At 72.9% G+C, this 26,218-nt stretch carries 24 protein-coding genes and 7 tRNA genes; 20 read left to right on the top strand and 11 right to left on the bottom strand.

Annotation, left to right across the window (positions count from 1 at the left end; all coding sequences use genetic code 11):
• Nucleotides 1–110: 110 nt before the first annotated feature.
• The 3 genes from cobT to DEJ49_RS05635 all read left to right on the top strand — a co-directional run bounded on the left by cobT (nt 111) and on the right by DEJ49_RS05635 (nt 6,298).
• On the top strand, nt 111–3,956 hold the full coding sequence (cobT, locus tag DEJ49_RS05645) for a nicotinate-nucleotide--dimethylbenzimidazole phosphoribosyltransferase (RefSeq protein ID WP_150182928.1): 3,846 nt from the start codon (nt 111–113) through the stop codon (nt 3,954–3,956).
• Between the two features lie 200 nt (nt 3,957–4,156).
• Complete coding sequence (gene cobA / locus DEJ49_RS05640) at nt 4,157–5,389, top strand: uroporphyrinogen-III C-methyltransferase (RefSeq protein ID WP_150182926.1); 1,233 nt, start codon at nt 4,157–4,159, stop codon at nt 5,387–5,389.
• A 90-nt stretch (nt 5,390–5,479) separates the two neighbouring features.
• Nucleotides 5,480–6,298, top strand: coding sequence for a TrmH family RNA methyltransferase (locus DEJ49_RS05635; RefSeq protein WP_150182924.1), 819 nt, complete (start codon nt 5,480–5,482; stop codon nt 6,296–6,298).
• Here DEJ49_RS05635 and DEJ49_RS05630 read toward each other — a convergent pair whose 3' ends face one another.
• Complete coding sequence (locus DEJ49_RS05630; RefSeq protein WP_190329569.1) at nt 6,299–7,678, bottom strand: protein kinase domain-containing protein; 1,380 nt, start codon at nt 7,676–7,678, stop codon at nt 6,299–6,301.
• 196 nt (nt 7,679–7,874) lie between these two features.
• On the opposite strand from DEJ49_RS05630, the gene DEJ49_RS05625 reads away from it, so the two are divergent.
• From DEJ49_RS05625 to DEJ49_RS05610, 4 genes are all read left to right on the top strand, one after another.
• Nucleotides 7,875–8,153 carry a hypothetical protein gene (locus DEJ49_RS05625; protein WP_150165703.1) on the top strand — a complete coding sequence of 93 codons (279 nt, stop codon included), beginning with the start codon at nt 7,875–7,877 and terminating at the stop codon, nt 8,151–8,153.
• Nucleotides 8,154–8,352: 199 nt separating this feature from the next.
• Nucleotides 8,353–8,556 carry a hypothetical protein gene (locus DEJ49_RS05620; RefSeq protein ID WP_055569527.1) on the top strand — a complete coding sequence of 68 codons (204 nt, stop codon included), beginning with the start codon at nt 8,353–8,355 and terminating at the stop codon, nt 8,554–8,556.
• Between the two features lie 579 nt (nt 8,557–9,135).
• Entirely contained in the window at nt 9,136–10,083 is a 948-nt protein-coding gene (locus DEJ49_RS05615; RefSeq protein ID WP_150182920.1) for an aminoglycoside phosphotransferase family protein, read from the top strand.
• A 69-nt stretch (nt 10,084–10,152) separates the two neighbouring features.
• Entirely contained in the window at nt 10,153–10,455 is a 303-nt protein-coding gene (locus DEJ49_RS05610; protein WP_150182919.1) for a zf-TFIIB domain-containing protein, read from the top strand.
• Nucleotides 10,456–10,518: 63 nt separating this feature from the next.
• Here the strand turns inward: DEJ49_RS05610 and DEJ49_RS05605 are convergent.
• From DEJ49_RS05605 to DEJ49_RS05585, 5 genes are all read right to left on the bottom strand, one after another.
• Nucleotides 10,519–10,593 (bottom strand) — tRNA-Val (locus tag DEJ49_RS05605).
• 29 nt (nt 10,594–10,622) lie between these two features.
• Nucleotides 10,623–10,694: transfer RNA gene (locus DEJ49_RS05600), tRNA-Val, on the bottom strand.
• Nucleotides 10,695–10,753: 59 nt separating this feature from the next.
• Nucleotides 10,754–10,825, bottom strand: a tRNA-Val gene (locus DEJ49_RS05595).
• A gap of 1 nt (nt 10,826) precedes the next feature.
• Nucleotides 10,827–10,900: transfer RNA gene (locus tag DEJ49_RS05590), tRNA-Cys, on the bottom strand.
• Nucleotides 10,901–10,940: 40 nt separating this feature from the next.
• Nucleotides 10,941–11,013 (bottom strand) — tRNA-Gly (locus DEJ49_RS05585).
• A 187-nt stretch (nt 11,014–11,200) separates the two neighbouring features.
• Between DEJ49_RS05585 and DEJ49_RS05580 the strand changes: the two genes are divergently transcribed.
• The 3 genes from DEJ49_RS05580 (at nt 11,201) to DEJ49_RS05570 (ending at nt 13,938) form a co-directional block, all read left to right on the top strand.
• The gene (locus tag DEJ49_RS05580; protein ID WP_150182917.1) at nt 11,201–12,226 is read left to right on the top strand and encodes a chorismate-binding protein; all 1,026 of its coding nucleotides are present in this window, start codon (nt 11,201–11,203) and stop codon (nt 12,224–12,226) included.
• Entirely contained in the window at nt 12,223–13,044 is an 822-nt protein-coding gene (locus tag DEJ49_RS05575; RefSeq protein ID WP_150182915.1) for an aminotransferase class IV, read from the top strand. The genes DEJ49_RS05580 and DEJ49_RS05575 overlap by 4 nt, the downstream gene beginning before the upstream one ends.
• A 69-nt stretch (nt 13,045–13,113) precedes the next feature.
• Nucleotides 13,114–13,938, top strand: coding sequence for a GNAT family N-acetyltransferase (locus DEJ49_RS05570; RefSeq protein ID WP_150182913.1), 825 nt, complete (start codon nt 13,114–13,116; stop codon nt 13,936–13,938).
• On the opposite strand, the gene DEJ49_RS05565 is transcribed toward DEJ49_RS05570, so the two are convergent.
• Nucleotides 13,935–14,453, bottom strand: coding sequence for a DsbA family protein (locus tag DEJ49_RS05565; RefSeq protein WP_150182911.1), 519 nt, complete (start codon nt 14,451–14,453; stop codon nt 13,935–13,937). The two genes, DEJ49_RS05570 and DEJ49_RS05565, sit on opposite strands and share 4 nt — an antisense overlap.
• Before the next feature lie 207 nt (nt 14,454–14,660).
• Here DEJ49_RS05565 and DEJ49_RS05560 point away from each other — a divergent pair, with 207 nt between their 5' ends.
• Nucleotides 14,661–15,107: a hypothetical protein gene (locus DEJ49_RS05560; RefSeq protein WP_150182909.1), complete on the top strand. Its 447-nt coding sequence runs from the start codon at nt 14,661–14,663 to the stop codon at nt 15,105–15,107.
• Between the two features lie 178 nt (nt 15,108–15,285).
• Entirely contained in the window at nt 15,286–15,534 is a 249-nt protein-coding gene (locus DEJ49_RS05555; RefSeq protein WP_150182907.1) for a hypothetical protein, read from the top strand.
• Between the two features lie 10 nt (nt 15,535–15,544).
• On the opposite strand, the gene DEJ49_RS05550 is transcribed toward DEJ49_RS05555, so the two are convergent.
• The gene (locus tag DEJ49_RS05550) at nt 15,545–16,123 is read right to left on the bottom strand and encodes a CGNR zinc finger domain-containing protein (RefSeq protein ID WP_150182906.1); all 579 of its coding nucleotides are present in this window, start codon (nt 16,121–16,123) and stop codon (nt 15,545–15,547) included.
• A gap of 216 nt (nt 16,124–16,339) precedes the next feature.
• Nucleotides 16,340–16,753 (bottom strand): SsgA family sporulation/cell division regulator, encoded by a 414-nt coding sequence (locus DEJ49_RS05545; protein WP_003959770.1) that lies wholly within the window; start codon nt 16,751–16,753, stop codon nt 16,340–16,342.
• A 191-nt stretch (nt 16,754–16,944) separates the two neighbouring features.
• On the opposite strand from DEJ49_RS05545, the gene DEJ49_RS05540 reads away from it, so the two are divergent.
• On the top strand, nt 16,945–17,379 hold the full coding sequence (locus tag DEJ49_RS05540; protein ID WP_150182904.1) for a TIGR02611 family protein: 435 nt from the start codon (nt 16,945–16,947) through the stop codon (nt 17,377–17,379).
• A gap of 62 nt (nt 17,380–17,441) precedes the next feature.
• Nucleotides 17,442–17,513 (top strand) — tRNA-Val (locus tag DEJ49_RS05535).
• 103 nt (nt 17,514–17,616) lie between these two features.
• Here DEJ49_RS05535 and DEJ49_RS05530 read toward each other — a convergent pair.
• Complete coding sequence (locus DEJ49_RS05530) at nt 17,617–20,007, bottom strand: SCO7613 C-terminal domain-containing membrane protein (RefSeq protein ID WP_150182903.1); 2,391 nt, start codon at nt 20,005–20,007, stop codon at nt 17,617–17,619.
• A gap of 117 nt (nt 20,008–20,124) precedes the next feature.
• Between DEJ49_RS05530 and DEJ49_RS05525 the strand changes: the two genes are divergently transcribed.
• Together DEJ49_RS05525 and DEJ49_RS05520 are read left to right on the top strand one after the other, a co-directional pair.
• The gene (locus tag DEJ49_RS05525; RefSeq protein ID WP_150182901.1) at nt 20,125–20,571 is read left to right on the top strand and encodes an SRPBCC family protein; all 447 of its coding nucleotides are present in this window, start codon (nt 20,125–20,127) and stop codon (nt 20,569–20,571) included.
• 61 nt (nt 20,572–20,632) lie between these two features.
• A tRNA-Val gene (locus DEJ49_RS05520) sits at nt 20,633–20,704 on the top strand.
• A gap of 79 nt (nt 20,705–20,783) precedes the next feature.
• Here DEJ49_RS05520 and DEJ49_RS05515 read toward each other — a convergent pair.
• Nucleotides 20,784–21,509: a 3'-5' exonuclease gene (locus tag DEJ49_RS05515; RefSeq protein WP_150182899.1), complete on the bottom strand. Its 726-nt coding sequence runs from the start codon at nt 21,507–21,509 to the stop codon at nt 20,784–20,786.
• Between the two features lie 166 nt (nt 21,510–21,675).
• Between DEJ49_RS05515 and DEJ49_RS05510 the strand changes: the two genes are divergently transcribed.
• The 4 genes from DEJ49_RS05510 to DEJ49_RS05495 all read left to right on the top strand — a co-directional run bounded on the left by DEJ49_RS05510 (nt 21,676) and on the right by DEJ49_RS05495 (nt 26,210).
• A complete protein-coding gene (locus DEJ49_RS05510; protein WP_150182898.1) occupies nt 21,676–22,242 on the top strand; it encodes a DUF4365 domain-containing protein in 567 nt (188 codons plus the stop codon).
• Nucleotides 22,242–23,483: a hypothetical protein gene (locus DEJ49_RS05505; protein WP_150182896.1), complete on the top strand. Its 1,242-nt coding sequence runs from the start codon at nt 22,242–22,244 to the stop codon at nt 23,481–23,483. Before DEJ49_RS05510 ends, DEJ49_RS05505 begins: the two co-directional genes overlap by 1 nt.
• 118 nt (nt 23,484–23,601) lie before the next feature.
• Entirely contained in the window at nt 23,602–25,581 is a 1,980-nt protein-coding gene (gene thrS, locus DEJ49_RS05500; protein WP_150182895.1) for a threonine--tRNA ligase, read from the top strand.
• A gap of 56 nt (nt 25,582–25,637) precedes the next feature.
• The gene (locus DEJ49_RS05495; protein WP_150182893.1) at nt 25,638–26,210 is read left to right on the top strand and encodes an HIT family protein; all 573 of its coding nucleotides are present in this window, start codon (nt 25,638–25,640) and stop codon (nt 26,208–26,210) included.
• Nucleotides 26,211–26,218 lie beyond the last annotated feature (8 nt).

Below are 26,218 nucleotides of genomic sequence, written 5' to 3'. Positions count from 1 at the left end.
CTCGTTGAGGATGACGGGCGGTTGGTGCGCCGCTCCGGGCGATGGGACCTCCCCGGCCGAAGGCCGAGGGGCGGTCGAAGAAGCACTAACCGATGGGCGAGGGGTTACGCATGACCGACACCGGCCAGGTCCCGGGTGAGGGACTGCCGGAGGGCGCAGGCAACGATGTGCCGTCCGGGCCCGTGCAGGGCATGGGGGCGCAGCAGCCGGGCGTTCCCGCTCCGGGTGCGTATCCCTTTGCCGACCCCGCGGCCCCCGCGGCTGCCGCCGACGAGGACGACCTGCTGCTGATGCCGGGCGCCCAGGGCGCGTGGGGCGAGGGTCTCGCGGCGCAGGGCGGGTACGCCGGCCAGCCGGCGCACGCCGTCCACCAGCCGGGACCGCACGAGACGTCCGGCAGGGACAGCGGTTCGGTCGACCTGAACGGCGTCCGGCTGCCCGGCTCGGCGCCCGCGCCCTCCCACCCGGGTCCCGCCAGGCGTCCGCTGCACCACGGCCCGTCGGGCCCCGCCGTGCCGGACGGCTCGGGGAGCCCGGTGCGTTCGCTCGCCGACCGGGGGCCCGCGCCGGCCCGCCACGCGGGGCCGCCGACCGGACCCGAGTACCTCGACATCCCGCGGGACGACGCGGGGCAGCCGCTGCCGGGACCGCAGCTCGGCGAGATCCCGCCGCAGGCCGGGACGCCGTGGGGGACACCGCAGGAGCAGACCGGGTCCGAGACGTACGCCGTACCAGCGGAAGCCGGACCAGCAGAAACGGTCGTCCCACCCGTCGCAGAGGCCCCGGTCGACGCAGGGGCCCCGGAAGCCGCGGGCGACGCATCCGTCACACCGGCACCACAGGCAACGGAAGCGCCGCAGGCCCAGGACGCCGTTTCTTTCGCGCTGCCCACTGAGGGGCCCGAGACCGCGGCCCCGGAGGCTGTGGCACCCGAGGCGCCCGTCTCCGCCGCCGTGGAAGCCCCCGACTTCCCGCACGCCGCCGACGCCGGCGCCGGTCAGGCCGGCCCGGTGGCCCAGCAGGGCGCCGAGCTCGGCCAGGTCCTGACGGAGGAGCCGCAGTTCCCCGCGGCGGAGCAGCCGGCGTTCGCGCAGGCCGTGCCCGCGTTCGCCGTCGCCTCCGCCCAGCCCTGGGACGGCACGCAGGTCCCGCACGCCGCCGAAACCGCGCAGCCCGGTTTCGCCGTCGAGGCCCGGCACGCCGCGCCGGGCCCGCAGCACTCCGAGGGGCAGCCCGCGCAGGGCCCCGCCGCACCCATGGACGGCTCGCTTCCCGGCGGATTCGAGGGCGCCCAAGGCTCCGCGCCGATCGGCCAGTTCGTGCCGGTGGACGGCACGGTCCCGACCACGCCCCACCTGGCGCCGACGCCGCCGCACCCCATGGCCGTTCCGCGGGAGGACCCGGCTCCGCAGCCCGCATCCGAGGGCGCCGAGGTCACGGAGGCGGCGCCCGCGCCGGTCGAGGCCGAGGCAGCCGAGGCCCCGGTCGCGGAGGTTCCGGTCGAAGAGGCACCCGTCGCCGAGGTTCCGGCCGCCGAGCCCGTCGCCCCGGAAGCCCCGGCGCACGCCGACGTGACGCCGGAGGCCGTCCAGCAGCCCGCCGTCACCGTCCCCGCCCCGCGCGACGGCGCCCAGCCCACGCCGCTGCCCGACGCCGTACCGGAGGGGACGACGGGGGAGGCGGCACCCGAGGCGACGTCCGGGGCAGCGTTCGACGTGACGCCCGAAGCCGCACCCGACGCATCGCCCGAGGTCACGGAGACCCCCCAGGTCCCGCCCGTCTCCGGTGTGCCCCGTATTGTCTCCTCTGCGGCGGCTCCGACCGAGTTCCCGGCCGCCCCCGAGACGGCCGACCCGGCCGACGAGTTGGACGAGGCCGACGAAGTCATCTCGTTCGAACCGATCGAAGCGAACGAAGTGACCGAAGTGGCCGAAGCACCCGAGATGGCCGAAGCGCCTGAAGCAGCCGTACCGGCCGCAGCCGCACCCGCGCCTGCGCCCGCCTCCCAGCCCGAGACGGCCGACGCCGTCGCGGCTCCCGCGGCCGCGGAGCACGAGGGCCCCGAGCTCCTCGCCCCCGCCGCCGCGGCGCAAGCCCCCGAGGAGGGCGAGGACCCGGACGCCCCGGAGATCCTGATGGTCGCGCCCGCAGCCGGAACCGACACCGAGACCGCCGCCGTCGCCGGGGCCGCCCCCGAGCCCGCCGAGCCCGTCACGTCCCCCGGCACCGCCGCTCCCGGCTACGCCGACGCCGAGCGCGAGGCCGTCCTGCGCGTCATGCGCGAGCGCCGCGACATCCGCAACGGCTTCCGCGCGGACCCCATCCCGCACGAGGTGCTGCTCCGCGTCCTGGAGGCCGCGCACACCGCGCCGTCGGTCGGCCACTCCCAGCCCTGGGACTTCGTCGTCATCAAGTCCGCCGAGACCCGGCGCTCGATGCACGAACTGGCCGCGCGCCAGCGCGACGCGTACGCGAAGTCCCTCCCCAAGGGCCGCGCCAAGCAGTTCAAGGAACTGAAGATCGAGGCCATCCTCGACACCCCGGTGAACATCGTCGTCACCGCCGACCCCACCCGCGGCGGCCGCCACACCCTCGGCCGGCACACCCAGCCGCAGATGGCCCCCTACTCCTCGGCGCTCGCCGTCGAGAACCTCTGGCTCGCCGCGCGTGCCGAGGGCCTCGGCGTCGGCTGGGTCAGCTTCTTCGACGAGCGCGAGATGGTCCGCGCCCTCGGCCTGCCCGAGCACCTCGAAGTCGTCGCCTACCTCTGCGTGGGCTACGTCGACGAGTTCCCGGACGAGCCCGAGCTGATGCAGGCCGGCTGGTCCAAGCGCCGCCCGCTCTCCTGGGTCGTCCACGAGGAGACGTACGGCCGCCGCGCCCTGCCCGGCGAGGACCCGCACGACCTGCTCGCCGAGACCGTGGCCAACATCCGCCCGCTGGACGCCAAGGCGCTCGGCGAGGCGTGGGAACGGCAGAAGCGGATGACGAAGCCGCCGGGCGCGCTCGGCATGCTGGAGATCATCTCCGCCCAGCTCTCCGGTCTCTCCCGGATGTGCCCGCCGCCCATCCCGGAGCCCGCGGCCGTCGCGATCTTCGCGGGCGACCACGGTGTGCACGCTCAGGGCGTCACCGCCTGGCCCCAGGAGGTGACCGCGCAGATGGTCGCCAACTTCCTCGGCGGCGGCGCGGTCTGCAACGCCTTCGCCAACCAGGTGGGCGCCGAGGTCTGCGTCATCGACGTCGGCGTGGCGAGCGAACTGCCCGCCACCCCCGGCCTGCTGCCCCGCAAGGTCCGCGCGGGCACGGCCGACATGACGACGGGGCCCGCCCTGACCCGCGAAGAGGTCAAGGCGGCCATCGAAGTCGGCATCGAGACGGCCCGCGACCTCGTCGCGGCAGGCAACAAGGCGCTGCTCACGGGCGAGATGGGCATCGCGAACACGACGGCGTCCGCGGCCCTCATCTCCGTCTACACCGACACCGACCCGGCCGAGGTCACCGGTCGTGGTACGGGCATCAACGACGAGATGCACACCCGCAAGGTCGAGGTCGTCCGCCGCGCGCTGGAACTCCACCAGCCCGACCCGGCGGACCCGATCGGCGTCCTCGCGGCCATCGGCGGCCTGGAGCACGCGGCCATGGTGGGCCTCCTCCTCGGCGGCGCGTCCCTGCGTACGCCGGTGATCCTGGACGGCGTCAGCGCCGGCGCCGCCGCGCTCGTGGCCCGCGCGATCGCCCCCGAGGTCCTCGCGGCCTGCATCGCGGGCCACCGCAGCGCGGAGCCCGGCCACGTGGCGGCCCTCAACAAGCTGGGCCTGCGCCCCCTGGTCGACCTGGACCTACGCCTCGGCGAGGGCACGGGCGCACTCCTGGCCCTCCCGGTGGTCCAGAGCGCGGCCCGCGCGATGCACGAGGTCGCCACGTTCGACTCGGCGGGCGTGACCGAGAAGTAACCAGTCCTGTTCGTGGGCACAAACGCCCACGGTCCGCAGACGAACGACGGGGCCCGGGGCGAAGCCCCGTCTTTCGGGAAGGGGCGGGCTCGGGGAAGAGAACCCGACCGCCCCAGCCATACTGAACCCGCACGTCAACACCTCGCCGCTCCACCGCCGCAGCGGCAGCCGCAACGCCCCGCACGAGGAGCCCCAGAGCCATGGCCGAATACCCCGCCTACCCCGTAGGCCTCCGCCTCAAGGGCCGCCGCGTCGTCGTCCTCGGCGGCGGCCAGGTCGCCCAGCGCCGTCTCCCGGCGCTCATCAAGGCGGGCGCGGACATCACCCTCGTATCTCCCTCGGCCACCCCCTCCGTGGAAGCGATGGCCGACGCGGGCGAGCTCACCTGGGCCCGGCGCAGGTACGAGACGGGCGACCTCCAGGACGCCTGGTACGCGTTGATCGCCACCAGCGACGCGGAGGCGAACACCCGCGCATCCGCCGAGGCCGAGGCCCACCGCGTCTGGTGCGTGCGCTCCGACGACGCCGAGGAGGCCACCGCCTGGACCCCGGCCACGGGCCGCTCCGAGGGCGTCACGGTCGCCGTCCTCTCCTCCGACATCAACGACCGCGACCCCCGCCGCACCGCCGCCATCCGCGACGCGGTCGTCGAGGGCCTGCGCGACGGCAGCCTCGTCGCCCCGCACCTGCGCACCCGTACCCCCGGCGTCGCCCTGGTCGGCGGCGGCCCCGGCGACCCCGACCTCATCACGGTCCGCGGCCGCCGCCTCCTCGCCGCCGCCGACGTCGTCATCGCCGACCGCCTCGGCCCCCGCGACCTCCTCGACGAGCTGCCGCCGCACGTCGAGATCATCGACGCCGCGAAGATTCCGTACGGCCGTTTCATGGCCCAGGAGGCGATCAACAACGCCCTGATCGAGCACGCCAAGCAGGGCAAGGCCGTCGTCCGCCTGAAGGGCGGCGACCCTTACGTCTACGGCCGCGGCATGGAGGAACTCCAGGCCCTCGCCGAAGCGGGCATCACCTGCACCGTCGTACCCGGCATCTCCAGCTCGATCTCGGTCCCCTCGGCGGTCGGCATCCCGGTCACCCACCGCGGCGTCGCCCACGAGTTCACCGTGGTCAGTGGCCATGTGGCGCCGGACGACGAGCGCTCCCTCGTCGACTGGGAGTCCCTCGCCAAGCTGCGTGGCACCCTCGTGATCCTCATGGGCGTCGACAAGATCGGCAAGATCGCGGCGGCCCTGATCGCCCACGGCAAGTCCGCCGACACCCCGCTCGCCATGATCCAGGAGGGCACGACGGCCGCCCAGCGCCGCGTCGACGCGACCCTTGGCACGGTCGCCGAAGCGGTCCGCACCCACGAGGTGAAGCCCCCCGCGGTCATCGTCATCGGCGACGTCGTGAAGGTCGGCCCCGAGCCCCTCGCGTAGCGTCCGCTCCGCCCACCTCCAAGTAACCAGCGGTAACGGAACCGGTCCGCAGCCGTTGGCACCACACCCAGGACAAGGCAGTATCACCCTGTGGCTGATCTCATCACCGTCGACGACCCCGACGACCCGCGCCTGCGCGACTACACAGGCCTGACCGACGTGGAGCTGCGCCGCAAGCGCGAACCGGCCGAGGGGCTGTTCATCGCGGAGGGCGAGAAGGTCATCAGACGGGCCAAGGACGCCGGGTACGAAATGCGCTCGATGCTGCTCTCGGCCAAGTGGGTCGACGTCATGCGCGACGTCATCGACGAGCTCCCGGCCCCGGTGTACGCGGTCAGCCCCGACCTCGCCGAGCGGGTCACCGGCTACCACGTGCACCGCGGCGCCCTCGCCTCCATGCAGCGCAAGCCGCTGCCCACCGCCGACGAGCTCCTCGCGACGACCCGCCGCGTGGTCGTCATGGAGGCGGTCAACGACCACACCAACATCGGTGCGATCTTCCGCTCGGCCGCCGCGCTGGGCATGGACGCGGTGCTGCTCTCGCCGGACTGCGCGGACCCGCTGTACCGCCGCTCGGTGAAGGTCTCGATGGGCGCGGTCTTCTCCGTGCCGTACGCCCGTCTCGACTCCTGGCCCAAGGGGCTGGAGGGAGTGCGCGAGGCGGGCTTCAACCTGCTCGCCCTCACCCCCGACGAGAAGGCCAAGTCACTGGACGAGGCGGCACCGCACCGCATGGACCGCATCGCGCTGATGCTCGGCGCGGAGGGCGACGGCCTCTCCACGCAGGCGCTGGTCGCGGCCGACGAATGGGTCCGCATCCCGATGGCGCACGGCGTGGACTCGCTCAACGTGGGCGCGGCCGCGGCGGTCGCGTTCTACGCGGTGGCGACGGGCCGCCCGCAGCTCTGATCAGCCGCGGGGGTCGTGCTGCACCGGCCCGATCGGCCCGGCCTGTGACGGCTGCTGCTGGTGCACGCCCGTGTCACCGAGGCTCCGCGCGGGCCCCTGGCACCCCTGCGCCGCGGCGATGCCGAGTGCCACGAGCAGCGTCACGACCACGAACACGAAGATCCGCTGACGCAGCAGCCGCGGATTGGCGGGACCCCTGCGGCCCGTCCCCGTGGTCCGCGGCCCCGGACGCCCTGAGCCACCGCGCGTCGTGTTGCGGGGCCCCGAGGGCCGGGAGCCCGGACCCGAGCGCGGGGCGCCGGGCCTGGATGCCCCGGTCCGCGATGATCCGGTACGCGACGATCCGGTCCGGGAGGCGCCCGTACGGGACGAGCCGGTCCGCGAGGGACCGGTCCGCGGCGCCGCCGTCCTGGACGCGCCGGACCGCGGCGGGGGAGTGGAGCCCGGGGCGGCACGCCGCTGTGTGCGCTCGTCCAGGTAGCTGTCGGCGAGCCGGCCCGTGGGACGGTCGTGGTCCTGGCGGGGCGCGGGCGGCCGGACGTCGCTGATCCCCTGCGCCTCGCGGGCGGCGATCTCCTTGAGCCGCAGCGACAGCTGCAGCGTGCTGGGCCGTTCCTCCGGGTCCTTGGCCAGGCAGGCCCTGATGAGCGGCGCGAGCGCGTCGGGCACACCGTGCAGCTGCGCCTCCTCGTGCACCACCCGGTAGAGCATGACCTCGGAACTGCCGTGCCCGAAGGGCGAGTCCGCCATGCCCGCGTAGGCCAGGGTGGCGCCGAGCGCGAAGACGTCGGTGGCGGGGGTGACGGCGGCGCCGCGCACCTGCTCGGGAGCGAGGAAGCCGGGGGAGCCCACGGCGGTCCCGACGTGGGTCAGCGTCGAGGCGCCGGTGGCCCAGGCGATGCCGAAGTCGATGATCCGCGGCCCCTTGGGGGACAGCAGGATGTTGGACGGCTTGAGGTCGCGGTGTACGACACCGGCCTCGTGCACGGCCACGAGCCCCTCGGCGAGCGCCGAACCGACCACGGCCACGTCGGCCGCGGAGAGCGGACCCTCGGCGGCCACCTTGTCGTGCAGGGAGGGCCCGGGGACGTACTGCGTGGCGAACCAGGGCCGGTCGGCGTCGAGGTCGGCGGCGACGAGCCGCGCGGTACAGCCGCCCCTGATCCGGCGGGCGGCGGAGACCTCGCGGGCGAACCGCGACCGGAACTCCTGATCCTCCGCCAGGTCGGGCCGGATCACCTTGAGGGCGACGCGCTGCCCCCGCCGGTCCGACCCCAAATAGACGACCCCCATGCCGCCGGCGCCCAGGCGCCTGTGCAGCCTGAACGAGCCGACGACACGCGGGTCCTCGCGCCGGAGCCGCATCATCGCCATGTCCATCCCCGCTACCCGGTCCGTCTGACGAGCCACAGCTTACGTTTCCGCGGCCGGGCACGTGCAGAGGCCGCGCCCTCGCGGGCCGATCGATTGTCAGTGCCGGGTGGGAAACTTGAAGAGTGGTCAGGGGCCGGGGAAGCCAGGGCCGTTGTCGCCGCCCCCTGCCCCAACCGTCCATCACTGAAGGGGGATTGATCCCGTGAAGGGTGACCGTGTGGAGATAGTCGTGGATGCCGGTGACACGACCCGGACGTACGAAGTGGTGGCGAGCAGGGCGGGGCGCCGGGTGGAGACGGCGGTGCGCAGGGGAGTGGTGGAAGTGAGCGAAGTCACCCGCAGCGGCTCAGTGGTCCGCACGGCGCGGTTCATGGCCACGCGGGTCCTGGCCCTGGTCGAGCAACCGGTCCCCAGGGAGGACTCCTCCGAGGTCAAAGCCGTCCCCTCAGGGTCTTCCCCGAGTCCTAGGACCACGTCCTAGGCCCCCGTCTCCACCCACGGGAGTACGTGCGCGCCGGTCGGTCATCCTCCGGGAGGCCAGGCATTCGGTACGAGGGCATGACGCCCGGCAGGTCCCGCGGACCTAGATTTGAGGTCAAGCGGCGGGTGTAGCACTCGTCCCCCGAGGTCAGACACTCGCCGCTTGCCAAAACCACATCGAAGCGGTCAGGAGAGGAATCATGGCGGACACGGCACCGCGGACCATGATCCGCACGCAAGGGCGCAGGTTCTCCGCGTTCGGCGTCCGCCCGTCCGGCACGCGCCACCCCTTGGTGGCGACGGCCATGGTCCTCCCCCTGGCAGCCCTGCTCGTGGTCGTCTTCGGCGGCTGGGAAGCAGTGGTCACACAAGCGTCGTCCGTGGGCGTGATGCTGGGGCGCTGAGCGGCGCCCCAGGCCCGGAAGAGCGGTCCGGGCGGGGACATCCGGCCATGAAACCCCGTGGGGACGGGGGTGCGGCGGACGGCAGAATGCCCGCGCAGCTGGGGAGCTGCGCGGGCATTGCCATGTCCGGCGGGACGCCCGACGGGTTCCTTGCGGCATCCGGCCCGCGGGGGCTAGCCCCTGCCGGAGGGGGCGCCCCCTGCTGGGCCCGCGGGACGGGAAGCCACGTCCGCACCCTTGCCTGACCCGCCGGAAACGGGCGCTGGGGCGGCCCTCGGTGCGCCCCGAGGCGGGGCGCGTCCCTTCGTGCGGATCGGCACGCCCTACGCCCCGGCACCTGCCGGAAATCCGCTGGTCCGCGACCGGCGCCGGGAGCGTCGGCCGCTGTACCCCACGGCCGGGTGCCCTGTGGGCCCGCCCCCGCGATTGCCCGGTGGGTGCGCCGACACCGGGGCCGTTCCTCGACGGACACCCGGCCCCCGGGTCCGGGCCCCTAGGGAGAGGTCGGCCCGGGCCTCGCCCGGGTGCGTACGCTTCGGGCGTGTTGCTCTCGACGTTGCTCTCGACCTACGGAGTTTCGTGACCGTCCCCGTGCTCGCCGCCCTTGCCGATTCCGCCCGTGCCGTCGCCCACCGGCGGTCCGGTGGGGCCTGTGTCTGTGGGGACGGGGGCGCCGTGCTCGCGGACCGGGCGGATGCCAGTGTCGTCCGGCACGGGGACGTCGTCGCGAAGGCGCATGCCCCGGACACCGACCCCGCGGAGCTCGCCGTGCGCCTCGACGTGGCCGCCCGGCTGCCCGGGGTCCTGCTCGCGCCCTCCGCGCCCGGCGCCACCCGCCTGCACGGGCGCCTCGTCACCTTCTGGCCCCACGGCACCCCCGTCGACCGCGACGATCCCGACTCCGCCCCCTGGGAAGCCGCCGGTGCTCTCCTCGCGCGGCTCCACGCCGCCCCGGTGCCGGGGACGATCCCGCCCATGCGCGGGCCCGCCAAAGCGGCCCGTGCCGTGGCGCGGCTGCGGGCCGCCGAGCCGCACCCCGCCGCGCCCCCGGTCCTGCGGGCCTGGGCGGGCCTGCCGCCCTGGGCCCGCGACGAGGCCGCCGCGCCAGGACCCCTCGCCCTCTGCCACGGCGACCTGCATCTGGGCCAGCTCGTGCGCGGCCCCGACGGGCACTGGCTGCTCATCGACGTGGATGACCTGGGGATGGGCGACCCGGCGTGGGACCTGGCCCGTCCCGCCGCCTGGTTCGCGTGCGGCCTGCTCTCACCGCGGGAGTGGACCCGCTTCCTGGACGCCTACCGGGACGCCGGCGGCCCGGCCGTCCCCGCCGGCGCCGCCGACCCCTGGCCCGCCCTGGACGTCCCCGCCCGCGCCCTGACCGTGCAGACCGCGGCACTCGCGATCAGCAAGGCCGTGGCGGGCCGCCGCGCCCTGGACGAAGTGGAGCAAGCCCTGGTGGACGCCTGTGCGCGCATGAGTGGAGTCGACGTCCGCCCGCCAGAGTTGGCCCCGGATGCCACGAAGTAGGGTGCAACGCACCGAAGCCGGGCAGTCTCCCGGCGAAGCAGTCACCACCGGCGAGGAGTTGAGCCGTCCATGCAGTGCCCCAAGTGTCACGCACCGATGCACACGTACAACCGCAATGGCGTCCAGATCGAGCAGTGCAGCGGCTGCCGCGGGATATTCCTGGACTACGGCGAGCTGGAGTCCCTGACCCGCCTGGAGGCCCAGTGGGGCCAGCAGGCCCCGCCGCCGCCCGCCCCTCCGACCGCCCCCCAGGGCTACCCCGCGGCCCCGGCCCCCGCCTGGGGCGCCCCGCACGGCGGTCACCACGGCCACGGGGACCACTACGGCCACAAGCGCCACAAGAGCTTCGGGCACATGCTCTTCTCGTCGTAAGCGGCGAAAGCTCCAGCACACGACGAAGCCCCGGCCGTGAGAACGGCCGGGGCTTCGTGTGGATGGTGCGCGATACTGGGATTGAACCAGTGACCTCTTCCGTGTCAGGGAAGCGCTCTCCCGCTGAGCTAATCGCGCAGGTGAACCTGCGTGTGCTGCGTACTGCGTGCGCGATACTGGGATTGAACCAGTGACCTCTTCCGTGTCAGGGAAGCGCTCTCCCGCTGAGCTAATCGCGCGGGGATCCTTGCGGACCGGATCTTCGGTTGTGCTGTGCTGCCAGCCGAGCTGGGCTGCGTGCGCGATACTGGGATTGAACCAGTGACCTCTTCCGTGTCAGGGAAGCGCTCTCCCGCTGAGCTAATCGCGCTTGGAGGTGGAGACGGGATTTGAACCCGTGTAGACGGCTTTGCAGGCCGTTGCCTCGCCTCTCGGCCACTCCACCAGGAGTATGGGGGTTCGGGAAGATCCCCCACTTTCCTGCGAGCGGACGACCAGGTTCGAACTGGCGACCTCAACCTTGGCAAGGTTGCGCTCTACCAACTGAGCTACGTCCGCTTGTCTTTCCCGGTCCGCTTGCGCGTCCCGGCGACGTGTTGAACTCTAGCGGATTCCTGGGCCAGTACAAAAACGCGTTTGCGCAGCGTGCTGCGCTGTCCCTGGTCCGAGGCGCCGCCGACGCGCCGGTCATAGACTCGCAGCCGTGCACAACCCCCCTCTGACTACGTCTCCCGCGCTTCCTCCCATGGCGCGCTTCGGCCGTCTCGTGGCCACCGGTCTGCGCGACGTGACCAGCGATCCCGCGGCCCTGGACTCCACGGGCTTCTGGGCGGTGTCCGCGGATTTCGAGGGCGGCATGGTCTGCGCCCGCTTCGACGACGTACGCGAGGAGGACGTGCCCGCCCCCGTCCCCGGCAGGTGGCACGGCCCGGCCGCCGGGGACTGGACGTCGTCCCTCGACCGGGCCACGTACACGGAAGGCGTTCGGCGGGTACGCGCGTACATAGCCGCCGGCGAGGTCTACCAGGCCAATCTCTGCCGCGTCCTGTCCGCGCCCGTCCCCGCCGACGCCGACGTGGACGCCCTGACCGCCCTCCTCGCGCGCGGGAACCCCGCCCCGTACGCGGGAACGATCCGGCTGCCCGAGCACGGCGTGGAGCTCGCCACCGCCTCGCCGGAGCTCTTCCTGCGCCGCGACGGGCGCCACGTGGAGTCGGGCCCCATCAAGGGCACCGGCCGCACCGAGGCGGACCTCCTGGAGAAGGACTACGCCGAGAACGTCATGATCGTGGACCTCGTCCGCAACGACCTCGGACGCGTCTGCGCCACCGGCTCCGTCACCGTCCCCGACCTCTGCGTGGTCGAGAAGCACCCCGGGCTCGTCCACCTCGTCTCCACCGTCGCGGGCGAGCTGCCCCCCGGGGCGGGCTGGCCGGAGCTGTTCGACGCGGCGTTCCCGCCGGGCTCCGTCACCGGCGCCCCCAAGTCCAGCGCCCTGCGGATCATCGACGAGCTGGAGACGGCGCCCCGCGGCCCGTACTGCGGCGGCATCGGCTGGGTCGACGCCGACCGGGGGACGGGAGAGCTCGCCGTGGGCATCCGCACCTTCTGGATCGACCGGGGCGAGGGCGTGCTGCGCTTCGGGACCGGAGCGGGCATCACCTGGGGTTCGGACCCCGAGGGGGAGTGGCGGGAGACCGAGCTGAAGGCCGCGCGCCTGCTGGCGGTAGCGTCGGGCACGTACGCAGCGAGCGGAGGAACCCCAACGTGAAGATATGGCTCAATGGCGGGCTGCAGGACCTCGACGACGCCCGCGTCTCCGTGCTCGACCACGGGCTGACGGTGGGAGACGGCATTTTCGAGACGGTGAAGTCGGTCGAGGGGCGCCCCTTCGCCCTGACCCGCCACCTGGCCCGGCTCGCGCAGTCGGCGCGCGGCCTCGGACTGCCCGAGCCGGACCTCGACGAGGTGCGCCACGCCTGCGCCGCCGTCCTCGACGCCAACCCGCTCCCGCTCGGCCGGCTCCGGATCACCTACACCGGCGGTCTCTCACCGCTCGGCTCCGACCGAGGCGACCAGGGCACCACGCTCGTCGTCGCCCTCGGCGAGGCCAAGCAGCGCCCCGACACCACCGCCGTGATCACCGTGCCGTGGACCCGCAACGAACGCGGCGCCCTGACCGGCCTCAAGACCACCTCGTACGCGGAGAACGTCGTGGCGCTGGCCCGCGCGCACGAACACGGCGCCACGGAAGCCCTCTTCGCCAACACCGTCGGACAGCTCTGCGAGGGCACGGGCTCCAACGTCTTCGTCGTGCTCGACGGCGAGATCCACACCCCGCCGGTCGCCTCCGGGTGCCTCGCGGGCATCACGCGCGCGCTGGCCGTCGAGTGGACCGGCGCACGCGAGACCGACCTGCCGCTGGACGTCCTGGACCGCGCCGACGAGGTCTTCCTGACGTCGACGCTGCGCGACGTGCAGGGCGTGCACCGCGTCGACGAGCGCGAACTTCCCGCCTCGCCGGGCCCGGTGACCACCAAGGCGATGCGGATCTTCACGGAGCGTGCCGCCGACGACCTGGACCCGTAGGGCCGTGAGGCCGTAAGTCCGGGGAAACCCCGGTGACGGTACGGGCCCGGTGCGGGTAGAACCAGAGGGATGACCACGACCCTGCGGCCGACCGGGCCGCTTCAGCAGGGCGCCGACGGCGCCAAGGCGCGCACGTACGACGTCTGCGTCAACAGCCGTCCCGTCGGGTCCATAGGCCTCGCCACCCACGAGGTCTTCGGACCCCGCGTCTGCCGTCTCCACGACCTGCGGATCGCGGAGCCTGACCGCAGGCGCGGCCGCGGCACGGTCGCGGCGCTGGCCGCCGAGGAAGTGGCGCGCGGCTGGGGGTGTACGCGCATCGAGACGACCGTCCCCGCCGACGCGGCCGCCGCGCTGCGGCTCGTCACGGCCCTCGGTTACGTCGAGCGGAGCCGCCGGCTGACGAAGCCGCTGACGGACCCGGTGCCCGCCCTGCCCGTCGGCACCGAGGGCCGGCCCATGACCGAGGCCGAGGCCGGACCGTGGCTGGTGCGCGCGAAGGAGCTCTACGCGAGCACCTGGACGGACCGCGGCCTCCCCGAGGACGAGGCGCGCGCCAAGGCCGAGGACGACCACGCGCGCGCCCTGCCGCGCGGCCTCGCGACATCGGACACCTGGCTGAGCGTTCTCACCCACCACGGCGTCCAGGTGGGCACGCTGTGGCTCTCCGTCGTCGACGGCGACGCGTTCGTCTACGACGTCGCGGTCCACGCCGACCACCGCGGGCACGGGCACGGCCGGTCCCTGATGCGCCTCGCGGAGGTGCAGGGCCGCGCGGCGGGCCGTGACCGCATCGGCCTCAACGTCCTCTCCGACAACACCCCGGCCCTGAACCTGTACGCGTCGCTCGGCTACGAACCGGCGTCGTACTACTTCTGGAAACCGCTGCTCTAGAGGCCCAGGAGGCGGTCGGTGATCTCCTCGACGCGTGCGCGCAGGCCCTCCTGGCTCTTGCCGCCGTCCAGGCGCTCGCCGCCGACGACGTACGTCGGGGTGCCGGTGACGCCGATGGCCTTGCCCTCGGCCTGGTCGGCGTCGACGATCAGGATGTGCCGCCCGTCGATCAGGGCGGTGTCGAACTCCTCCGCGTCCAGGCCGAGTTCCCGGGCCGTGTCCACGAGGTGGGCCTCGCCCTTGCGGTCGAGGTCTTCGACCCCGGCCAGCGCGGCCTCCACGTACGGCCATCCCTGGCCCTGCTCGAACGCCTCCTCGGCGGCCTGCGCGGCGGCGAAGGAGTGCTTGTGCTTCTCGAGGGGGAAGTGCCGCAGGCGCAGCTCGACGCGGTCGCCGTAGCGTGCGCGCAGGGCGCGCACGTCGTCGAGGGCGGTACGGCAGTCGGGGCACTGCAGCTCGCACCAGACGTCGATGACGACGGGACGGGCGGGGCGGTCGGCAGGGGAGTCGCTCATGGGCACAGTCTCCCAGCCCGCGGATCCGCCCCCCAATCGGGACAGGGCGTCACCGACCGGCACCTGCGGAGGAGGACCGACCCCGAGATGACCCGGAAATGTCCCCGAGGTCCGCTCCGGACGTGGCTCAGCGGCGCCCACCCGGTGCAGGATGGAAGGGACGACAGTGTTTTTTCCCGACGTACGCCTGCACGCTTGGAGGACCGGATGATTGCCGAGACCGTCTGTTCCGCCGTGTCCGCGGCCGGGCTCGGCATCGCCGCGGTCATGGCCTACCGCAAGCGTTTCCTGCCCGCCGCCCGCCTCGCCGGGTACGCGCTGGTTCCGATAGGCCTGGTGCTCACGGGCGTCGTGGGCTGGGCGGCGGACACGGCGTTCAGCCTCAAGGCGTGGGTCGGCTTCGGCATGCTCGGCGCGGCCTGGCTCGTGTTCCTCGGCACGCGCGCCGTGGAGCGGCGCACCGGCGGGACCCGCAAGGAGCGCAAGGCCGCGAAGGCCGCCCAGCGTGAGGCCGTCGCCCCCGCGGCTTCGGCGCCCTCGCTCGGCGGCGGTACCCGGCAGGCCGCGGGCAGGCCCGCGGCCAAGCCGCAGTCGGCCGCGCCCGCCGAGGACTTCAGCGACATCGAGGCCATCCTGAAGAAGCACGGCATCTGAGGTTCCCTCGTTCGGGTAGGAACGGGGTGGCCCGGTGCCACGGCTGACGTGGGGCTGAGCGAGGGGCGTCACGCGCTCGGCGCTGGACTTTTCCCTGTTCACGGGAGCCGGCGAACTCCCGCCCCGACCGGGCGTGTTGGTCGGCAACCCGCCCGCGGTGCGTCATCATCACCGCGAGATGCTTGACACCACCACAGAGGGCGATGCCGCCCCGCCGGACGACGGCGAATCCACGGCACCGGCCCATGAGCGACGACCTGCGGCCGCCGAGCGGCCCGCCACCGACGGCGAAGCGGAGCTGCCCCACGGTGACGAGGAGCGGCAGGGGTGCCTCTTCGCCCTCTCCCAGCCACCTTTGATGATCTTCCTGGCGGTGATCAGCACCTTGATCCTGGTGGCGACGCTCCACGATCTGCTGCTGCTCTAGGACACAGGCCCTAGGGGACGCTCTGCTCCGAGGCTCCCGAGGCCTCCTTGCGGCGGGCGCGGTACGCGGCGACGTGCAGGCGGTTGCCGCAGGTGCGGCTGTCGCAGTAGCGGCGGGACCGGTTGCGCGAGAGGTCGACGAAGGCGTGCCGGCAGTCCGGTGCCTCGCAGCGCCGCAGCCGCTCCTGCTCGCCCGCGACCACGAAGAACGCGAGGGCCATCCCGCAGTCGGCCGCGAGGTGGTCCGCGACGGACGCGCCGGGCGCGAAGTAGTGGATGTGCCAGTCGTAGCCGTCGTGGTCGGTGAGGCGGGGCGTGGTGCCGGCCCGCGCGATCAGGTCGTTGAGGATCGCGGACGCGGCCTGCGGTTCGGGGTGCGCGAAGACCTCGCCGAAGCGGGCGCGGATGCGGTGCACGTCGGCGAGGTCGCCCTCCGAGAGCGTCCCGACGTCGCTGACGTCGTGGCCGCGTACGAAATCACCGAGCGCCGCCACGCTCGCGAGCCCGTCCGTGCCGTTCGTCTCCGGTGCGGTGTTCACCAGATCGACCACGGCGTCGAGAGAACACCGGGTGTCGTGGGTGATCAGCACGATTTGCTCCCTGGCCTGGGGGTCGGGCCGGTGCCCGCCGATGCTGGCCGATGCTAGCGGTTTCGTCGGCGGACGCACCGGCGCCGTCGCCGCGGGAGAGCCCGCGGCGACGGCGCCGGTGTCTGCATCTGTTCGCCTTGTGTCGTTGTGTCGTGACTGCTTGCGCCGTCGCCCCGAGTCGGACGGCGTGGCGGTCCTCGACGCGCCGGGCGGCGCTCAGCTCTCGGCAAGGATGTGGGAGAGCTCCGTGTCGAGGTCGAAATGGCGGTGTTCCGTGCCGGGTGGCACGGCTGCGTCCGTTCGCTTGAGGAAGGATTCCAGGGCCCGCGCCGGGGCCTCGAGCAGAGCCTCACCTTCCGGGGAACTCAGGGCGATGCAGACGACGCCCTGACCGTGGCTCCGGGACGGCCAGACTCGGACGTCGCCGGTACCGGTGGGCCGGTGCAGGCCCTCGGCGAGGAGGTCGCGGGCGAACACCCACTCGACGGTTTCCTCGGCTCCGGTGTGGAAGGTGGCGTGCACGGCATAGGGATCGGCCGTGTCATACCGCAGTCCTGCGGGAACAGGCAGTGAGGACTCGCTCGACACAACGAGGCGCAGGTGCAGCTCGCAGCTGACCGTGGTGTTCATAAGCGCCAGGGCCTTTCGCTCAGTGTGCGCTCGGGGATTCGCACGTCGGCGAAATCGACATGCCACCTACGGTGCCGTTGTAAACCCCTCTGAGGGATTTGCGTGTCTTTAGACGCCCCGTATGGCGGATTGTCCCATCCGCCCGTGCACCCATTCCGGTGATGGGTTTCCGTCCGGTAGGGTTTGGCCGCATGAATACGGGGAGTAACGATTCGGCGGGGGTCACGGATCCGACCGCCGGAGCCAAGTCCGACCCGCCGCTCGGTTCGCGGGCTCCGCAGTACGTCCAGTCCCGCCGGGTGCTGCACCTGAGCTGGCAGGTGGGCGTCTTCATCGTCGGTCTCGCGGTCGTCGTCGCGGGCATCATCATGCTGCCGCTGCCGGGCCCCGGCTGGCTCGTGATCTTCGGCGGCATGGCGATCTGGGCCACCGAGTTCGTCTGGGCCCAGCTGGTGCTCCGCTGGACGAAACGCAAGGTCACCGAGGCGGCACAGCGTGCACTCGACCCGAAGGTCCGCCGCCGCAACATCATCCTGACCACGATCGGCCTCGTGATCGTCGCGGTGCTCGTCGCCGTCTACGTGTGGAAGTTCGGCATCACGATGCCGTGGAAGATCAAGGAGTGACCGTCCGGTCCGGGGCGGTCGGGAGCACCCGCTGACATGCGGTAATGTTCTTCCTGCGCCCGGGGCGATTAGCTCAGTGGGAGAGCGCTTCGTTCACACCGAAGAGGTCACTGGTTCGAACCCAGTATCGCCCACCCCGGATTACGGCCCGGAGGCTATTGAGCCTCCGGGCCGTTCTCGTATTCCCGCGCCCTTTAAGGGAATTGACGGGTCCACATGTTCCGCGGCGGCCGGTAATCAGTGCATTCGGTTCAGGACATTCCGGAACCGGCGCGCGTCACGCAGCCGTTGCTCGTACGTGGCGCCGACCGCGAGCAGCAGCAGACCCGCGAGCGCGGGCGGCAGCCAGCGGGGCAGCGCGTCCACGACCTGCACGATGTGCGGGGCCAATTCGTGCAGCGCGTCCAGGGTGAGGACCGTGCCGCCCAGGACCAGCGGGGCGCGCAGGCGGTAATGAGCGCCCGCCAGCGATACGGCGAGGGCCGCCGTGCCGAGCAGCAGGGGACGCAGCCAGTGCACGTCGCTCCACGCGGCCGCGAGACTCGGGAGCAGTGTCACCGCGAGGCCGGGACCGTAGGCGGTCCAGGAAGAGGCCGCCGGGTCGCGGCGGCGCCGCAGCCACCCGATGAGCAGCGCGGGGATGGCCACCGGCAGGGTGTACGCCTCCGGGGCCGACACCTCCCACGACGCCAGGCGCACCCAGCTCGCCAGGATGAACAGCGCCCCGGCCGCGTACCCGACGTCATGCCGGTCCGCCCGCAGCGCGGTGCCGGACGCGATGACCCCGCAGAGCGCCAGGACGAGCGACAGGACCGGAGCGTCCCCCGCGGCCAGGACGACCGCGACGGCTCCGGAGACGGCCGCCATGATCTCCACGGGTGGCGTCAGCGGATGCGTACCGAGACGGGCGGCGGCCGCCGCGGCGAGCGCGGGGACCGTCAGTGAGAGCAGCCCGATGTGCTCGGGGCGCAGCCCCCACGCGGCACCCGACGCGCAGACCAGCGCGAGGGCCGAGACCAGGGAGGCGCAGGCGGCGAGCGCCGCGGTGTCAGGAGCGGGCGACCCGGCCCGCGCCAGGCGCACACAGGCCGCGAGATGCAGCGCCGCCAGGACGCCGAGCGCGGTGAGGGTGGCCGTCTCGGTGGCCAGCGACAGGAACGCGACGCTCGCCGACGACACCAGCGCGAGAACCGACGCGGTCACCGCGGGAACGGCCGACGCGGCACGCGCGGCCACACCCAGGAGGACCGCGGCCACCAGGAGCTGGGTCGCCACCCCGGCCCCGTAGGGAAGGCGGAGCGCGGCCGGCAGCGCCACGGCCGCGGACCACAGGAGCACCGGCGCGCCGTACCGTGCCGCCCGCCGCGCCGACTCGCCCAGCGGCCCGGCCGTCTCGGCGAGCACGGCGGCGACGGCGCCCAGCACCAGCGGGGCGAGCAGCGGGTGCGCGAGCGGCAGTGCCAGCAGCAGCGCGTCCCGGGCGTCGCCGTGCGCACCCGACCAGACGCGGGTCCCCCAGCCGAACGGGCCGAGCAGAGCGACCGCCGCGACCGGCAGCGCCCACAGCACCGCGAGCCCCTGCACCACGGCCGACGCCGCCAGGACCCCGCGCCGCAGCGGCCACGCCAGCGAGGCGCGGACCACGGCCAAGAGCGCCATGCCGCACGCCAGATACGCCGGCACCGTCCATGCCGCGGGCAGCACGGTCCGCAGCACCCCGCCCGCCGCGGCCACCACCAGCAGACCGCACGCACCCGCCGCGCCGCTCACCACCTCGGCGCCCTTCGCCCACCGGGCGACGGCCAGCGCGATCCCCGCGGCGAACAGCAGCAGCACGCCCGCGCGGGCCGCCTCACCGGCGTCCGAGGCCTGCACGGAGAGCCAGCCGGCGCTCGCCGCACCCCACAGACCCAGCACACCGGCCCCCGCCGCGGCGGCGACCCGCACCGTACGGACCCCCGCCCACAGCGCGAGCGCCGTGTCGAAGGCCGCCGTCGCGAGCAGCGCGGCCGTCATCACGTACTCATCGGCCTGCGCCGCGCCCGCCCACAGGACCAGGGGAAGCTGCGCCGCCACGACCGCGACCGGCAGCGGCAGGCGCAACTCCCGGAGCAGCAGGCCGTACCCGGCCCAGATCGCGGCCAGGACCGCCGAGGTGGCGGCCGCGTAGCCGAAGGCGTTCACGTCCGGGAGCGCGAGGTAGCGCAGCGCGTACGCGTCGAGGACCGTCAGCGCCAGGCCGAGGCCCGCCACCGCCTCCGCCGTCGAGCGCAGCGAGCGGCGCAGCAGGAACGCGGGCGTGCCGAGCGCCGCGAGCGTCACCGCGCCGAGGACCGCGCTGCGGCCCCCGATCCCCAAGTGGCCCCAGCTCACCACCGTGAACGCGATCGCCGCGACGGTCAGGAGCACCCCGCCCAGGGCGAGCAGGACGTTCTGCGCGCTCGGCGGCGTGGCGTCGGGGGCGGGCGGCCCGGCCGGACGAGGGGGCGGCCCGGCCGGGCCCGCCGCGCGCAGGACACCGAGCAGCCAGGCCCGGCGCTGCAGCAACTGCGTCCTGCGCGCATCCAGTTGGCGCAGCTCCCAGTCGAGGACGCGGAGCTCCTCGGCAGGAGGCGGAATGTTCGTCATGCCAGGGAGTGTGGTCCGCGGCACACCGCACGGCATGGGCGCGGATACTCAGAACGTACTCAGATCGGGTACGGGTCATCGGGTACGGGTCCCGGCGCGTCCGGCAGACTGCCGCCCATGGACTGGTGCCACTACCGCTTCCGCAGCGTCTGGGAACTCCCCGCCGCGCCCCCCGCCGTCTTCGCCGCCCTGGAACGGGCCGAGGACTATCCGCTGTGGTGGCCGCAGGTGCGCGAGGTGACACGGCTCGACGACCGCGGCGGCACCGTCCGCTTCCGGTCCTTCCTGCCGTACGACCTGTTCGTCACCGCACGGGAGCGGCGCAACGACCCCGCGGCCGGGGTCCTGGAGATCGTCATGAGCGGGGACCTGGACGGCTGGGCGCGCTGGACGCTCACGGCCACCGCGGCCGGCACACGGGCCCGCTACGACCAGGAGGTCGAGGTGCGCAAAGCCCTGATGCGGCGCCTCGCCGTCCCCGGGCGTCCACTGTTCCGGCTCAATCACGCCCTGATGATGCGCGCCGGGCGGCGCGGCCTCGCGGCCCGGCTGCGGGCGGCCTGAAGGCGGTTTGAAGACGGTTTGAAGGAAAGGCGCCGGGACCTGTATTGTTCAGTGCGTTCCCGGGCGATTAGCTCAGTGGGAGAGCGCTTCGTTCACACCGAAGAGGTCACTGGTTCGAACCCAGTATCGCCCACCCGGAGAATGCCGGTCCGTCAGCAGACGGACCGGTTTTTTCATGCCTGCGCCCTGTGTCCGTGCTCGGTGTGCCCGGCTCAGGCCGCCGCCGGAAGCTCGGGACGCAGCGGCCACGCCGGGTCCACCGTCTCCGGAGTGCCGCTCTTCGCGAACCACGCCTGCAGACCGCGCGCCTGAGCAGCGTGCCAGACCGCCTGCAACGTGTGCAGCTCGGCCGGCGAGAGCCGCTCCAGACGGCCCGCGAAGCGCCGCCCCACCGCACGCACCACATCCATGGCCGCCTGCGCGTCCGCCGCGGCGTCATGCGCCTCCGACAGCTCCACCTCGTAGTGCGCGCACAGATCCGAGAGCGTCCTGCGGCCCTTGCGGTACCGGTCCAACTGCTTGTCCAGGACCCGCGGGTCGATCACGCACAGCGCGGAGCCCTCCGTGTAGCGGCTCAGCGACGAGGCGCGGTGCCTGCGCAACTCCCGGTCCAGAATGGTCAGATCGAACGGCGCGTTCATCACCACGATGGGTCGGCCCGCTGCTCCCTGCTCGGCCAGATCGCGCGCTATCTCCTCCATCACCGGCGCCGGCCAGCGGCCCGTGCGCTGCAGGTGATCCTCCGTCAGCCCGTGCACCGCGGTGGCGGACTCGGGCACGGGTACGCCCGGATTCACCAGCCAGCGAGTGATGCGCGGCCGGGTTCCCGCGCCCTGCTGGACGACGACGGCGGCCGACACGATCCGGTCGGTCTCGACGTCGACGCCCGTGGTCTCCGTGTCGAATGCGGCCAAGGGGCCCTCGTACCAGCACGTCATGGTGGTGCAACTCCTCGTTCGGTCCCGGCAGATGACGTTCGGTCCCCTGCCCACGCAGGTGATACCCGGGCCGTTTGCGCTGTACGCGGCCCGGAGACAACAGAGGTGAGGGGCTTTTGAATTCACCGCCTCGGCGCAACTACCAGGCTCGGAAGGCACGTTGACCATGGCGCTCGCGCAGCCCGACCAGGGTGGGCTGCTGCCCGAGCGGATCGCACCGCCGCGCGGCACACTCGCCACCACCGCCTGCATGGAGACGCTTCAGGTGGGCTACCTGCACGCCGTCGCGGCGGCCGCGGGCTGCTCGCTCTCCCAGCCCTTTCCGGACAACGGCATCGACTGGCACGTCAGCCACAGCGCCCCCGGGCACACGGTCGACGACGAGGTCACCATCAAGGTCCAGCTCAAGTGCACGTACCAGATACCGCCGAAGCCCGCCGGGCCCGCCTTCTCCTTCACGCTCGACAACCCGCACCTGGAGAAGCTCGCCCGCACCCCGGTCTCGGTCCACAAAATACTGGTCGTGATGCTCGTGCCCCGGTCCCAGGACGACTGGCTGCGCGCCGGACACGACCGGCTCGACCTGCGGCACTGCTGCTACTGGACCAATCTCGCCGGGCACCCCGTGACCGGCCGGCGCAGGACCACCGTGCGCGTCCCGACCTCGCGGATCTTCGACGACCGCGCCCTCTGCGAGATCATGACGCGCGTCGGAACGGGAGGGAAACCCTGATGCACCGCCCCTTCGACCACGACGAGTTCGACCACGACCCGTCGGCCCCGCCCGTCCGCCCGCACCCCGTCCCGGCCCCGGGCGGCTGGACCGAACCCCCCGAACCCTCCCGCGTCGACCCCTCCGTCCTCGGCGCGCTCCTCGCCCGGCACGGCTGGCAGCGCCGCGGCGGCGCCCCCGGCCGCTACGCACGCTGGACGCCCCCCGGCCCCGGCGGCACCGGCACCAGCCTGCTCGTCCCCGAGAGCCGCGCTTTCCCCGACTGCGAGGACCTCCTCGCCGAAGCGCTCGTCGCGCTGTCCCGCAGCGCCTCGCCCGCCGCCCGCGAAGTGCTCGTCGGGCTCGCCGTGCCCAGCGACGAGATCCACTGGTCGCGCGACGTGCGGAGCGGGCCCGCCGACACCGCGACCTGGCCCGAGGAGGAACAGCTGCGCTCCGCCGCCCGGCAGATGCTCCTCGCCGGCGCGCTCGCCGCACGCGGCCGCGCCGGCTACTACGGCGCGCGGCACCGCGGACCCGCCGCCGCGTCCCTGGAGAACGTGCTCGTCGGCCCCGCCACGGGCGGGCAGCGGCTCACCGCCTTCGTGCCCGTCAGCACCGGGCGGCCCCTCACGGTCCGCCTCCACCAGGCGCTGTGTGCCGCACGCGAGGCCATCGACTACCAGCGCGCCACCGGCGGCATGGACGCTTTCGACGGCGCGGTCGAGGCGGGCGTCAGCCACGAGCTGACCGAGGCGATCGTCGCCATGGTGCGCGGCACCGAAGGAGCGCGCGTCGCCGTGGAGTGGGCACCGGGCGCCGGGGTGCCCGAAGGCTGTGCCGCCCGCGCCGAACCCGTCGAGTTCTCGCCCGGCGACCTCCCGGCGCTGCGCGAGGCGGGCGCCCGGTACCTCCGCGACGAGCCGTCGGTGCCGGTGCGGGTCACCGGCGCCGTGGTGCGGATGCGGCGGTCGGCGCCCCACGAGGACGGCACCGTGCGGATCAGGGTGATCGCGGGCGCCGACGTCCCGCACGTGCGGATGACCCTGGACGAGGAGGCGTACCGCATCGCGGGCCACGCGCACCTGCTCGGGCTGCCGATCCGGGTGCAGGGGCGCCTGGAGAGCAGGGGCGGGTTCCGCAGGCTGACCGGGGCGAGCGGGGTGGTGCCCGTGCAGGTCGACGAGGCGGAGCGCGACCGGCTCATGAAGTCGCTCCAGGAGAACATCGACTTCTTCGAGGAGGCGTGCAGCACGGACTGAAGGGCCCGATGGGGGCACGGAGAGATCCGTTTCGCGGGCGGGCCCCGCGGCTCGGTACGATTCCCCTTGCGTACGCGTGACAGAGAGCGGCGCAGCCCCCTTCAGGTAGGAGAGACCGGTGTCAGACGTCCGTGTGATCATCCAACGCGATTCCGAGCGGGAAGAGCGCGTGGTGACGACGGGCACTACGGCCGCCGAGCTCTTCCCCGGGGAGCGCACCATCGTCGCCGTGCGCGTGGCCGGCGAGCTGAAGGACCTCGCGTACGTGCCGGCCGACGGCGAGGAGGTCGAGCCCGTCGAGATCTCCTCCGAGGACGGCCTGAACATCCTGCGCCACTCGACCGCGCACGTCATGGCGCAGGCCGTGCAGGAGCTCTTCCCCGACGCCAAGCTCGGCATCGGCCCGCCCATCCGGGACGGCTTCTACTACGACTTCGACGTCAAGGAGCCCTTCACCCCCGAGGACCTCAAGCGCATCGAGAAGAAGATGCAGGAGATCCAGAAGCGCGGGCAGAAGTTCTCGCGGCGCGTCACCACCGACGACGACGCGCGCGTCGAGCTCGCCGACGAGCCGTACAAGCTGGAGCTCATCGGCCTCAAGGGCAACGCCGCACAGGCCGCCGACGGCGCCGACGCCGAGGTGGGCGCGGGCGAGCTGACCATCTACGACAACCTCGACGCGAAGACCGGCGAGCTGTGCTGGAAGGACCTCTGCCGAGGCCCGCACCTGCCCAGCACCCGCGTCATCCCCGCGTTCAAGCTGATGCGCTCCGCCGCCGCCTACTGGCGCGGCAGCGAGAAGAACCCGCAGCTCCAGCGCATCTACGGCACCGCGTGGCCGTCGAAGGACGAGCTGAAGGCGCACCTGGAGTTCCTCGCCGAGGCCGAGAAGCGCGACCACCGCAAGCTCGGCTCCGAGCTCGACCTCTTCTCCTTCCCCGAGGAGCTCGGCCCGGGCCTCGCGGTCTTCCACCCCAAGGGCGGTGTGATCCGCAAGGTCATGGAGGACTACTCGCGGCGCCGCCACGAGGTCTCCGGGTACGAGTTCGTGAACACCCCGCACATCTCGAAGGAGAAGCTCTTCGAGATCTCGGGGCACCTGCCGCACTACGCGGAGGGCATGTTCCCGCCCATCGAGTTCGACGAGCAGAACTACCGCCTCAAGGCGATGAACTGCCCGATGCACAACCTGATCTTCAAGTCGCGCGGGCGCTCCTACCGCGAGCTGCCGCTGCGCCTCTTCGAGTTCGGCACCGTGTACCGGTACGAGAAGTCGGGCGTCGTGCACGGCCTGACCCGCTCGCGCGGCTTCACGCAGGACGACTCGCACATCTACTGCACCAAGGAGCAGATGCCGCAGGAGCTCGACACGCTCCTGACCTTCGTGCTCGACCTGCTGCGTGACTACGGCCTGACCGAGTTCGAGCTGGAGCTCTCCACCCGCGACGACTCCGACAAGTTCATCGGCACGGACGAGGACTGGGCGGAGGCCACGGAGGCGCTGCGGCTCGCCGCCGAGAAGCAGAACCTGCCGCTGGTGCCGGACCCGGGCGGCGCCGCGTACTACGGGCCGAAGATCTCGGTGCAGGCCAAGGACGCGATCGGGCGGTCCTGGCAGATGTCGACCATCCAGGTCGACTTCAACCAGCCCAAGCGGTTCAACCTGGAGTACACGGCGGCGGACGGCTCGCGCCAGCAGCCCGTCATGATCCACCGCGCCCTGTTCGGCTCCATCGAGCGGTTCTTCGGCGTGCTCCTTGAGCACTACGCGGGTGCGTTCCCTGCGTGGCTCGCGCCCGTGCAGGCCGTCGGCATCCCGATCGGCGACGCGCACATCCCCTACCTCCGCGAGTTCGCCGAGAAGGCGAAGGAGCAGGGGCTGCGGGTCGAGGTGGACGCGTCGTCCGACCGCATGCAGAAGAAGATCCGCAACCAGCAGAAGGCGAAGGTGCCCTTCATGGTCATCGCGGGCGACGAGGACATGAGCAACGGCTCCGTGTCCTTCCGCTACCGCGACGGCTCGCAGGAGAACGGCATCCCCGTCGACGAGGCCATCGCGAAGATCGCCAAGGCCGTCGAGGACCGCGTCCAGGTCTGAACGGTGACACCGCGTTGAGCTCGGGCCCCGGGGACCTCTCCCCGGGGCCTGGTCATATGCTTCACCTCATGACGAGTGAGCCGGAGCAGCAGATCGGAGTCGGGTCGCAGGACGCGTTCCAGCGCCTGTGGACGCCCCACCGGATGGCGTACATCCAGGGCGAGAACAAGCCCACGGGCCCGGGGGCCGACGACGGGTGTCCCTTCTGCTCGATCCCGGCCAAGTCCGACGAGGACGGGCTGGTCATCGCGCGCGGCGAGCAGGTGTACGCGGTCCTCAACCTGTACCCGTACAACGGCGGCCACCTCATGGTCGTGCCCTACCGTCACGTCGCCGACTACACGGACCTGACGGCCCCCGAGACCCTCGAGCTCGGCGAGCTCACCAAGCAGGCGATGCGGGCGCTGCGCACCGCGTCCGGCGCGCACGGCTTCAACATCGGCATGAACCAGGGAGCCGTGGCGGGCGCCGGCATCGCGGCCCACCTGCACCAGCACATCGTTCCGCGCTGGGGCGGCGACACCAACTTCATGCCGGTCGTCGGGCACACCAAGGTGCTGCCGCAGCTGCTCGCCGACACGCGCAAGATGCTGGCGGACGCCTGGCCGACGCCGCAGAGCGGCAGCTGACGCCGTTC

The organism is Streptomyces venezuelae (assembly GCF_008642335.1).
Lineage (GTDB): Bacteria > Actinomycetota > Actinomycetes > Streptomycetales > Streptomycetaceae > Streptomyces > Streptomyces venezuelae_F.
Note: the sequence above shows the minus strand (reverse complement) of the source record. Positions and strands in the feature narration are given on the sequence as shown.

Bases quoted from the DNA above. Each gene is read 5' to 3' on its own strand.
- DEJ49_RS05510 (WP_150182898.1), top strand. From the start codon at position 21,676: ATGGCGCTCGCGCAGCCCGACCAGGGTGGGCTGCTGCCCGAGCGGATC.
- DEJ49_RS05545 (WP_003959770.1), bottom strand. From the start codon at position 16,753: ATGAACACCACGGTCAGCTGCGAGCTGCACCTGCGCCTCGTTGTGTCG.
- DEJ49_RS05570 (WP_150182913.1), top strand. From the start codon at position 13,114: ATGACCACGACCCTGCGGCCGACCGGGCCGCTTCAGCAGGGCGCCGAC.
- DEJ49_RS05495 (WP_150182893.1), top strand. From the start codon at position 25,638: ATGCTTCACCTCATGACGAGTGAGCCGGAGCAGCAGATCGGAGTCGGG.
- DEJ49_RS05555 (WP_150182907.1), top strand. From the start codon at position 15,286: ATGCTTGACACCACCACAGAGGGCGATGCCGCCCCGCCGGACGACGGC.
- DEJ49_RS05505 (WP_150182896.1), top strand. From the start codon at position 22,242: ATGCACCGCCCCTTCGACCACGACGAGTTCGACCACGACCCGTCGGCC.
- DEJ49_RS05565 (WP_150182911.1), bottom strand. From the start codon at position 14,453: ATGAGCGACTCCCCTGCCGACCGCCCCGCCCGTCCCGTCGTCATCGAC.
- DEJ49_RS05515 (WP_150182899.1), bottom strand. From the start codon at position 21,509: ATGACGTGCTGGTACGAGGGCCCCTTGGCCGCATTCGACACGGAGACC.
- DEJ49_RS05530 (WP_150182903.1), bottom strand. From the start codon at position 20,007: ATGACGAACATTCCGCCTCCTGCCGAGGAGCTCCGCGTCCTCGACTGG.
- DEJ49_RS05525 (WP_150182901.1), top strand. From the start codon at position 20,125: ATGGACTGGTGCCACTACCGCTTCCGCAGCGTCTGGGAACTCCCCGCC.
- DEJ49_RS05630 (WP_190329569.1), bottom strand. From the start codon at position 7,678: ATGGACATGGCGATGATGCGGCTCCGGCGCGAGGACCCGCGTGTCGTC.
- DEJ49_RS05580 (WP_150182917.1), top strand. From the start codon at position 11,201: ATGGCGCGCTTCGGCCGTCTCGTGGCCACCGGTCTGCGCGACGTGACC.
- cobT (WP_150182928.1), top strand. From the start codon at position 111: ATGACCGACACCGGCCAGGTCCCGGGTGAGGGACTGCCGGAGGGCGCA.
- DEJ49_RS05560 (WP_150182909.1), top strand. From the start codon at position 14,661: ATGATTGCCGAGACCGTCTGTTCCGCCGTGTCCGCGGCCGGGCTCGGC.
- cobA (WP_150182926.1), top strand. From the start codon at position 4,157: ATGGCCGAATACCCCGCCTACCCCGTAGGCCTCCGCCTCAAGGGCCGC.
- DEJ49_RS05620 (WP_055569527.1), top strand. From the start codon at position 8,353: ATGGCGGACACGGCACCGCGGACCATGATCCGCACGCAAGGGCGCAGG.
- DEJ49_RS05610 (WP_150182919.1), top strand. From the start codon at position 10,153: ATGCAGTGCCCCAAGTGTCACGCACCGATGCACACGTACAACCGCAAT.
- DEJ49_RS05540 (WP_150182904.1), top strand. From the start codon at position 16,945: ATGAATACGGGGAGTAACGATTCGGCGGGGGTCACGGATCCGACCGCC.